This is a genomic window from Mesorhizobium sp. M0968, assembly GCF_040319065.1.
Taxonomy (GTDB): Bacteria; Pseudomonadota; Alphaproteobacteria; order Rhizobiales; family Rhizobiaceae; genus Mesorhizobium.
The window spans coordinates 1-7,790 of record NZ_JAMYNL010000059.1 but is presented as its reverse complement, the minus strand read 5'-3'; the positions used below and the strand labels follow the sequence as shown (position 1 = coordinate 7,790).

8 protein-coding genes and 2 pseudogenes are annotated in these 7,790 nt (G+C 59.5%); 6 read left to right on the top strand and 4 right to left on the bottom strand.

The genetic code is table 11. The features are described from left to right. The coding region (locus tag NKH67_RS33490; RefSeq protein WP_353032997.1) for a KTSC domain-containing protein at positions 1-552 on the top strand (552 nt) is incomplete at its 5' end. Positions 553-1,076: 524 nt separating this feature from the next. Here the strand turns inward: NKH67_RS33490 and NKH67_RS33485 are convergent. Beyond that, on the bottom strand, positions 1,077-1,544 hold the full coding sequence (locus tag NKH67_RS33485) for a hypothetical protein (RefSeq protein WP_353032995.1): 468 nt from the start codon (positions 1,542-1,544) through the stop codon (positions 1,077-1,079). A 187-nt stretch (positions 1,545-1,731) separates the two neighbouring features. Here NKH67_RS33485 and NKH67_RS33480 point away from each other — a divergent pair, with 187 nt between their 5' ends. From NKH67_RS33480 to NKH67_RS33470, 3 genes are all read left to right on the top strand, one after another. After that, positions 1,732-2,100 (top strand): hypothetical protein, encoded by a 369-nt coding sequence (locus tag NKH67_RS33480; protein WP_353032993.1) that lies wholly within the window; start codon positions 1,732-1,734, stop codon positions 2,098-2,100. Between the two features lie 706 nt (positions 2,101-2,806). Further along, a complete protein-coding gene (locus tag NKH67_RS33475; RefSeq protein ID WP_352502896.1) occupies positions 2,807-3,091 on the top strand; it encodes a DUF982 domain-containing protein in 285 nt (94 codons plus the stop codon). A 1,049-nt stretch (positions 3,092-4,140) separates the two neighbouring features. Then, positions 4,141-4,524 (top strand): hypothetical protein, encoded by a 384-nt coding sequence (locus NKH67_RS33470; protein ID WP_353032991.1) that lies wholly within the window; start codon positions 4,141-4,143, stop codon positions 4,522-4,524. Between the two features lie 355 nt (positions 4,525-4,879). Here the strand turns inward: NKH67_RS33470 and NKH67_RS33465 are convergent, their stop codons facing one another. From NKH67_RS33465 to NKH67_RS33455, 3 genes are all read right to left on the bottom strand, one after another. After that, complete coding sequence (locus NKH67_RS33465; protein ID WP_353032999.1) at positions 4,880-5,140, bottom strand: SDR family NAD(P)-dependent oxidoreductase; 261 nt, start codon at positions 5,138-5,140, stop codon at positions 4,880-4,882. 109 nt (positions 5,141-5,249) lie between these two features. Then, positions 5,250-5,762, bottom strand: a complete 513-nt coding sequence (locus NKH67_RS33460) for a DUF2231 domain-containing protein (protein WP_352833042.1) — start codon at positions 5,760-5,762, stop codon at positions 5,250-5,252. Between the two features lie 270 nt (positions 5,763-6,032). Continuing rightward, complete coding sequence (locus NKH67_RS33455) at positions 6,033-6,257, bottom strand: hypothetical protein (protein WP_353032989.1); 225 nt, start codon at positions 6,255-6,257, stop codon at positions 6,033-6,035. Between the two features lie 659 nt (positions 6,258-6,916). On the opposite strand from NKH67_RS33455, the pseudogene NKH67_RS33450 reads away from it, so the two are divergent. After that, positions 6,917-7,159: pseudogene (locus NKH67_RS33450) on the top strand (phage integrase N-terminal SAM-like domain-containing protein); the annotation flags it as partial. Continuing rightward, positions 7,150-7,569, top strand: a pseudogene (locus NKH67_RS33445) (transposase); the annotation flags it as partial. The pseudogenes NKH67_RS33450 and NKH67_RS33445, both read left to right, overlap by 10 nt. Positions 7,570-7,790: the final 221 nt, after the last annotated feature.

Here is a 7,790-nt window from a genome sequence, read left to right as displayed (position 1 = left end):
TGGACAAACCATTCCCGGCTTTCTGACATTTCGAATCTCCTTTGCTATTTAAGGAAAAACTTTCAGAAGAAGACATTGTTCCGGAATAGAATGCGTCGAACAGCCCTGACAGTCCCAGAGGATCAGTGTCTTGGCGGGTCTCAATTCACCTTGCGAAAATCCCGCAGCGATGCGTGGGGAAGACCAAGATCGCGAGGGTCGGCGCAAGGAAAACGGCCCGATCGCGACCGCTGGCGCTCCGCATTGAGCCTCGTGCCTCACCGCACCACCATAGTCACAAGGAACGCGGCGGCCTTTCCGCTCGTTGATTGCTTTTCGACTCGCGCCGCCGTCATGCCCTCCACATCGATACGCAAAACGGAATACGATCCCCACACAAGAATCCTCTCGGTCTGGTTCGTGGCCAGCGGCAAACGCTACGAGTTTGAGGAAGTGCCGCCGGAAACCTTTGCCGCGTTCCGGGCGGCGTTCGCCAAGGGCCGCTATTTCAACGACCATATCCGCAACAATTTCCGCTACCATCTGGTTGCGAGCGATAGGGACCCGGGATGACCTGACCTTCCGATGGCTCAATCGTCCTGTCGCTCCAACCGGGGGTTGAAGGATGCGTTGCCGCTGTTGCTCTAGGTTCGCTTTCGGTCCGCGCGCGCCTCGCAAAGCCCACCCCCGCATCCCCCGCCTGGTGCAAAGCGCTTGATCGGTCCCGCCGTTCTGGCAGTGCGGCGGGACTTTTTTGCGATCCAGGTGGAACACCGGCGCGCGGGGAAGGTTCGGTGCACGCAATACATCCTGCATACGAGCCTCTAGCTGACTGAACTCGGTATCCAGATGCATACAAATACAGTTCGTCACGCACGAAGACGACTCTCTACGATCCTTTAATGTCGTTGGTAATGCTGTGGGCGAGGACGGTCATGGCGATCATTCCATACCTCGGGGCGTGCCTGTCTCAAAAGGGAAAATTCCATCGCAAGAAGTTGAATTGGTATTGACCTCATACATTTTCTCCGACTCCAACGCCGCTAGCGCGCTGAAGGGTTTCAGGGTCGGTCTGCCGCCGGAGCTCAACTGCTGGACTATTGCTCGACCGGAAGCGGCTCGTGCTGCGGCTCAGCGTGGTGGAAGACCTGTCCAAGATCGCGCGCGTCGAACGTTTGGCCGCAGACTGGGCAGCAGACAAAGTGCTTCGACTCGTCCTCGACTGGCCCGTCATGCGGCCTGCCCTCATAGCCTGTTGCGATGTTGTCTGTTCTAATCCGCGGCATCTGCAAGTGCCTTTCGTCGTTTTGGCGGCCGATACTTCTGCACCAAGACCGGACCTTCTCACGGTCGACCCAGACCAATGGCCCGAGGTCGATCGTCACAGTGTCCTCGTCGATGCGCGTGACCTCGCCTTTCAGGTCGATTTGCCGGCTTCGGTTCACCTTGGTGTGGTCGATGATGGATGTGGGAAGTCGCCACCTGGGATAGAGACGGCTTACGCAGTCCTCTGTTATCCGCCTTCGAACCGTGGCAGCAATCGCCACCTGGTCACCAATGCCCATTTCGCGAGCCTTGGATTGAGTCTGGAGCGGGCAGTGTCTTCTTCAAGAGGCCTCTAATATACGCCCGTCATCCTGAGGCTGACCTAGGACCAGAGTTACAAAAGTTGAACTTCATCGGGGAACACTCCTTCTGTCTGCCTGTTCGATTTGCCAGGCGCATCCCGCGCATTCAGACAGGAGAAAGAAGATGAAACGCATCCTTTTGGCTTCGGCCGTGCTGGCGGTGTCGGCCGGGCTTTCCGTTGCCCAGACGACCAGTGGAACTTCGAGCGGAACGTCGACGAGCGGAACCTCGATGACCGGCACCTCGACCACGACAACCATACCCAGCACGACGGATCAGGGCACCGGCACGACGAGCAGCGGCACCAACATGTCCGGCGATCAAGGCACCGACACGACCACCACCAGCGGCACCACAAATTCGAACTCGGCCAGAGACTGCGCGCCCGGCCAGCAGACTGGCAGCGCTCAGCAGGCGGCGCCAGGTCAGCAGGACACGACAGCCAAGACCGCCGCGCCGGGCCAGGTGAAAAAGACCGACGAAGGTTGCTGATTGGCACATCGGCTCAGGTTGGAATCACCAGCGTGTGGCTGGCTGATCTCCCCCGACCACCGGCCAAAATCACTCGGCTGGCGATCAAATTGCCGCCAGCCGAGCATCAGTCCAGGAGCCTTTGCGCTTGCTTGTGCTTTCAGTGGGGCAGCCTTGCCTCTGTTTGCTTCGGTCAGATAGATAAATATCCGCCTGCTCGCGCATCTTGCCTGAAGGGAGCTGCGGCCGCGCTCAGAGGAGCTTTCGATCGACGCGCTGTATGCCGATAGCGCAAGAGCGATTCGAACCCCTACATCGGACAACGTTGTCGGGGTTGATCGTTGCGGCCGGCTTTATCCTCATCGATCTCACGCGGCAGACATCCGCTGAGCCGGGGGGGCGGTGCCCTATCACGCCGCTTAGAGCATGTCCGACACCACGCATGTCTCCGCCCTCACAGCCGCCGAATTCGTCGCGGTGTGCTAGAGAAGCCGTCGGGAAAGTGGCGTGACGAGCTCGAAAATAGTTCGCGGCTTCGAGTGCGCAGATGCTTTTGCGGGCCGGGTCCTGTTGTTCGGCCACGGGATGTGAGTGCCGGGCCCAAGGAGAGCCTGCTCAGCCTCAATCGCGTCGGCCAGCGGTTCTTTGAATTCGCAGTAATCCAAATGCATGCAACCACTGCCATTGTCTTCGCGTTTAGCCGCGTTCAATCGTGGGGAGCGACAAGATGCGGGCCTTCAGTCCAATTACAATCTGCCTCAATCGCAACCTGACGGTGGTCGCGTCCATAGCCGACGCAATGAAGGTGCTTCAGCAACCATGGCCTAGAATGGGAAAGCCGGGGCGCCTCAACGCGATCCGAATGGTCGAGGAATCCCTCGCCGGGCATTGCAGCCAGCAAGCTGCGTTCGAGGCCTTCAAGGCGGCCGCGGCTGAACAGGGACTCCTTAGAACAAGAGGGACCAGCGCAGGTCTGGGGAAAGTTGCGCGCATGGTTGAAGACCTGATGTGAGTCATGCCGGCCTCGCTAACACTGAAGAGGCGCCCCACTTGAAGCCGGAAATACGCCTTCTCCCCCGAGAGCCTAAACGCCTCAAACCGGGCCATTGGTCCGGACGCGAGAAGGCCCTGGCTTTGCGTCCGGGACAGCCAGGACCCACTTATCCGACGGTGAATTCTGCGCTGCCTAAGCAGTGCGGCTGCACGCCCCTTTGCGATCCCGTTTGGGATCCACATTGAGGTTAACTCTGATGATCTGCCCCATCTTGTCAGAAAAGGACATTTCGTTTGACCTTGCGAGTAAAGGAAAGCAATCAGCCTTGACAAAAATCGCGATTAGGATTGCGCGGACAACTGGGCTTTGATGAGCAGATGGTTCTCCGTGGTCGGTTCGACCGCGAGTGTCTCGGCTCGACGGGCATCGGTCGTGGCGTCGCGATCCCTCACGCTCTGCTGGGCACGATCTCTTCGCCAGTCGTGTCCGCTTGGCCCAGCCCGTTGACTTCGACGGCCTCGACGACGACCAGTCGATCTCATTTAGCCTGTACTCTGGCCGAGCTCTGCTAATTCCGCCTTCCTCCCTGCCCTTCGCAAAGATGCCGGCTGCTTCGAGTAGCTCATGTTCGGGAGTGACTCCGATTGGCACGGTCAGCTGATGGGGTGCTGGCGATTGTCGAAAATGAGCCGCTTCCGGGAATTTTCCACCAATTTGCATACTTCTCGTGTCGGGTGTCTGGGCAGTTCAGCAATGCCTAGATTCCTGGCGCGGCGCATAGCGCAGTGAACAAAGAGGGCTCTCCACCAGCCGATGAGGCGGCCTTCGCGGAGGATTGAAGCATCTTCGGGTGTAACCCAACAGAATGTCTGCGTCGTCACATTAATCTGAGGCCGCGTCGCGCTCTGGCAAAGCACGGTCTGGTTCTCCCGCGGGTACTGCGATCGATCAGCTCCGCATCGTTGAGCGCAGAAAAACCCGCCTCGACTGCCGCTGAGCGCGCCATCCCCGCCTCTGGAACGGTTTACATACTTTGCCGTTGCTAAAGGCACCTGCAGGAGCCAGGCATGAGAGTATTCCAATCAGTTTTGCCCCTCGCCGTGTTCGCGTTGCAACTCTTTGCCGTGCAGTCATTTGCTCAGACCGAGCAGCAAGATCCTCCGGGGCAAGGCGCATCATCGACAACCGAAGATGCCGAGGATGTCGGCGTCGACGTTTCGCTTGGCAGGCACGAAGTGAAACAGCAGATCGCACGGGAGCTTGGAATTTCCGAGGTGGAAGTGCCTCTGGCAATTCATGTGCCTATCGAGCTCGCCAAGCGGGTCTGCGAGAAAGAGGTATTCGACGCACGCTCCAATGTGAACCGAAGCTGCACCGCGACGAAATACATCCCGGAAATTGCCGAAGCAGCACGAAATCGTCCGCGAACCTCTGCCGTTCCGGAGCAATAGGCGAAGACGAATACTATAGGATAGAGAAGGGGTGCTTGGCTTGCTCTGGGCGATCGACAAGGCGCCGCCACGAAAGTGTGGAGCGCTTGCGCGTAAGTTTTCAGGCAGCGTCGATATCCGCTTGGCTTCCGCGAGCAGTTGCGTCGAGGTGAGTTCAACTACATCGCAAAACAGGTCCGCGGTCCCTATACACTGCTGATCTGCTCGGCAACTTCGTCCAGGTTCGACCGCTGAGGGCGCCGACAGTTTCGTCATTCAGGACGGCAAGATCGTCGTCTGGTCCATTCACTACAGGTTGCACCCCAAGGCGGCTGGGTAAGCCGGCGGGCCTCTTCCACTCACCGCATCGGACTCGTCACAGCCTTTGTTCAGTACCGGCGTCATCCACCAGAAACGTCCTGATCACACATGCGGCGGCATTTCCTCGAATCGGCCGAAAAGCGGCGCAATTCACCCACACGTCGATCCTGCCGAAACGCGACACGGCAAAGCTGCGCATTCGCTCCACGGCCGCATCGCCCGCCATATCCGCGGCAAAGGTCAGCGCCTCACCGCCCAAGCCGGCACACTCCTTGGCGACCTTGTCGAGTGCGTCCGCGTTTCTTGAGACCAGCACCAGCCGTGCGCCCTGCGCGCAAAACCCAGAACGGTCGCTCTGCCGATGCCGCTGGAGGCGCCGGTGACCACCACGACGGCTCCCAGCACGTCGGCCATTCGTCAAAACCCTATCGGGATCGTTCCGAGCGAGAGTTGAGCTCCTCACCTTGTTCGGGATGCATCCCTACCCTGTGCTCGTAGACAAGCGTTCCGCCTTTCCAGCCGGTATAAAGGAGTAGCAGAACGACAATCGTGGACAGCGCCAGGCCCCAGGGCAAGGCGCCCTCGGCGGCACCGGCACTTAGGCGCAGGATGAAGCTGGCCAGCGCCAGCACCACGGCCACGACGTTGCCGACCATATGGTGCCACGCGGCATTGATGGACCGCACCCTTGAATTTCCAAGAAAATCGGCAAAGCCGGCCAGCGCCGCGGCAGCGCTCATCAAAAGGGCAAAGCCGAGCAGCCAGAAGGATGCTTCGGCCCAGAATGCATTGCCGGTCGACCAGAACACTAAATCCGACAGGAATACCGACACGAGCAATGCGATCGGGAAAGGGATGAGCATGGGGTGAATCGGATGGCTGCCGATCTTTGCGGTGGTTGCAACGCCCAGCAGATGATTTGCGCGATCGTCAGCCATGCCAAACAACGTTGAAGGCGGCCCGGGGGTTCCAATCCGGCGCGAACAGCTTCGATCAGCGCTATCGAGAGTTGTTCTCAGCGGCGCGACGCGCAGGATTAAAACCTGCGACTTAAATATTCCGAGCCGCGCAGCCGAACCGCCATTCGGCCTCGGCGGCCTTGGAAATGCCGATCCTGCGGCGTGTCAGAACGTGCTGCGTTCGCGCGGTGGGCTGACGTAGGCCGGGTCTCGACGATGATGCCGCCGACGCCGTGCAAAGCGCCGGCCCTACCTGTTGTTTTTGAGGAGACGAGCTTCCCTCAGGATTGAGCCGCGATCGAAGCCGACCAGCGACACTATCTCGCGTATCTGATGTTCGGATGCGCCTGACTCTCGCGCGAGTTCGCTGACGATTTCAGGTTTCAGGCCGGGCCGTGCTTGTTCTTCCGCCATTACCTTGTGCCTGGTGTCGGGCCCAAGAGTGCGATAGTCGCCCCCAAGCGCAGCGGCCATGTTGTGTTGCTAACGATTTGCTATTGTACGCTTTCGGACCAATTCTAGCCAGGGGATTCGCTCAGGACCGTCCAAGCGCCTGCCGGGAAGCCTCGACAGAAGTTCTTCCTCGTCCACTAGTCCGGCTATGTAATTTGCAATGATCCGGGACGCCAGCGCTTCGCGTCGCTGTTCAGATAGAGCGTCGGACTTGAGCCGGTCGAACACGCGGCCCAGCAGCGCTAGTTCAGATGGATAGAACACGCCCGCCTCTTCGGCTTTTCGGTGGATCGGCATGTGATCCTCCCACGCCGGATGAATATGCTGCGCAACTAATCCCATTCGGCGACGGGAGTTAAGAACGAGCGGTCGCATCCCTGCAGGTGGTGTAGCTCGGCGGTACCGAAGCCGCTCGCGAGCGCGCCCTCGATGGCGCTGTTAGCGAGTGGCTTTGCGTTGGTCATCGAAAGTTCGCCGGTAAAGTGGGGTTTGCTGACACAACCGGATTCGAAGGAACCATCGATGACCCGATGACATGATGAACCTGCGCGCGCCCGTGGAGAAGACTCCGGATTGAACGAAGCCGCTGACGCGTCATTTGGTGCGTAGGTTTGCGGATGACGCTTCTGATTTGAAAGATTGCGGCTGTTGAAGCGCAATCTTGAGAACAGGAGTTTGAGATGGCCGAGTTGAGCCCTCTTCGCCGACGAATGATCGAGGACATGACGATCCGCAATCTGTCGCCGGCTACCCAGCGATCCTGCACGCGGTGACCAATTTTCGCGCTATTTCGACCGCTCACCGGACCGGCTCGGCCTGGAGGACGTCCGCGCCTCCCAGGTCCATCTGGTTTCGGCGGGAGTCTCGTGGCCGGCGCTGAACCAGACGGTGTGTGCGCGCTGCGGTTTTTCTACGGCGTGACGTCCACTTCATGAGGAACGTGCTGGCCCATGCCGGCAAGGGCGCCGCGTCGTTTCCGCTTTCATCGCCAGCGCCTTCGCCCAGGAAACGCCCGAGGTCGCGAGCACGCAATGGCGCGCCGTGGCTGATCAGATCCGGCCCAAGGTCCCGAAGCTCGCCACCATCATGGACGACGCCGAGCCCGACATGCTTGCCTAAATGACTTTCCCCAAGGAGCACCGCGCCAAGCTGCACTCGATCCAACCCGATCGAGAGCCTCAACGACGAGATCAAACGGCGCACCGAGGTCGTCGGCATCTTCCCAAATGATGACGCCATCGTCCGCCTGATTGGCGCGATCCTGCTCGAACAGAACGACGAATGGGCCGTGCAGCGCGCCAGACACATGACGCTGGAAACCATCTGCCAAATGAGCGTCTGCCTGAAGGATTTCCGCTGTCATCGAGTCCTTCGGCCGGATTTTTCGCAGCGGACCTTTGCCCGCACCCTCGCGCCGCTAATCCGAGAGGCAGCGCGATAGCTCCTCACTTGTCTCCCAATCAATACGTGATCCTCATACCGGAACGTCCGCAATGGACGCGGAGCCGAGATGCTCAAGCGGGCCGCTGTGACGCGGCGGACTAGAATCAGGGG

Bases quoted from the DNA above. Each gene is read 5' to 3' on its own strand.
- NKH67_RS33485 (WP_353032995.1), bottom strand. From the start codon at position 1,544: ATGGGCATTGGTGACCAGGTGGCGATTGCTGCCACGGTTCGAAGGCGG.
- NKH67_RS33480 (WP_353032993.1), top strand. From the start codon at position 1,732: ATGAAACGCATCCTTTTGGCTTCGGCCGTGCTGGCGGTGTCGGCCGGG.
- NKH67_RS33475 (WP_352502896.1), top strand. From the start codon at position 2,807: ATGCGGGCCTTCAGTCCAATTACAATCTGCCTCAATCGCAACCTGACG.
- NKH67_RS33470 (WP_353032991.1), top strand. From the start codon at position 4,141: ATGAGAGTATTCCAATCAGTTTTGCCCCTCGCCGTGTTCGCGTTGCAA.
- NKH67_RS33460 (WP_352833042.1), bottom strand. From the start codon at position 5,762: ATGGCTGACGATCGCGCAAATCATCTGCTGGGCGTTGCAACCACCGCA.
- NKH67_RS33455 (WP_353032989.1), bottom strand. From the start codon at position 6,257: ATGGCCGCTGCGCTTGGGGGCGACTATCGCACTCTTGGGCCCGACACC.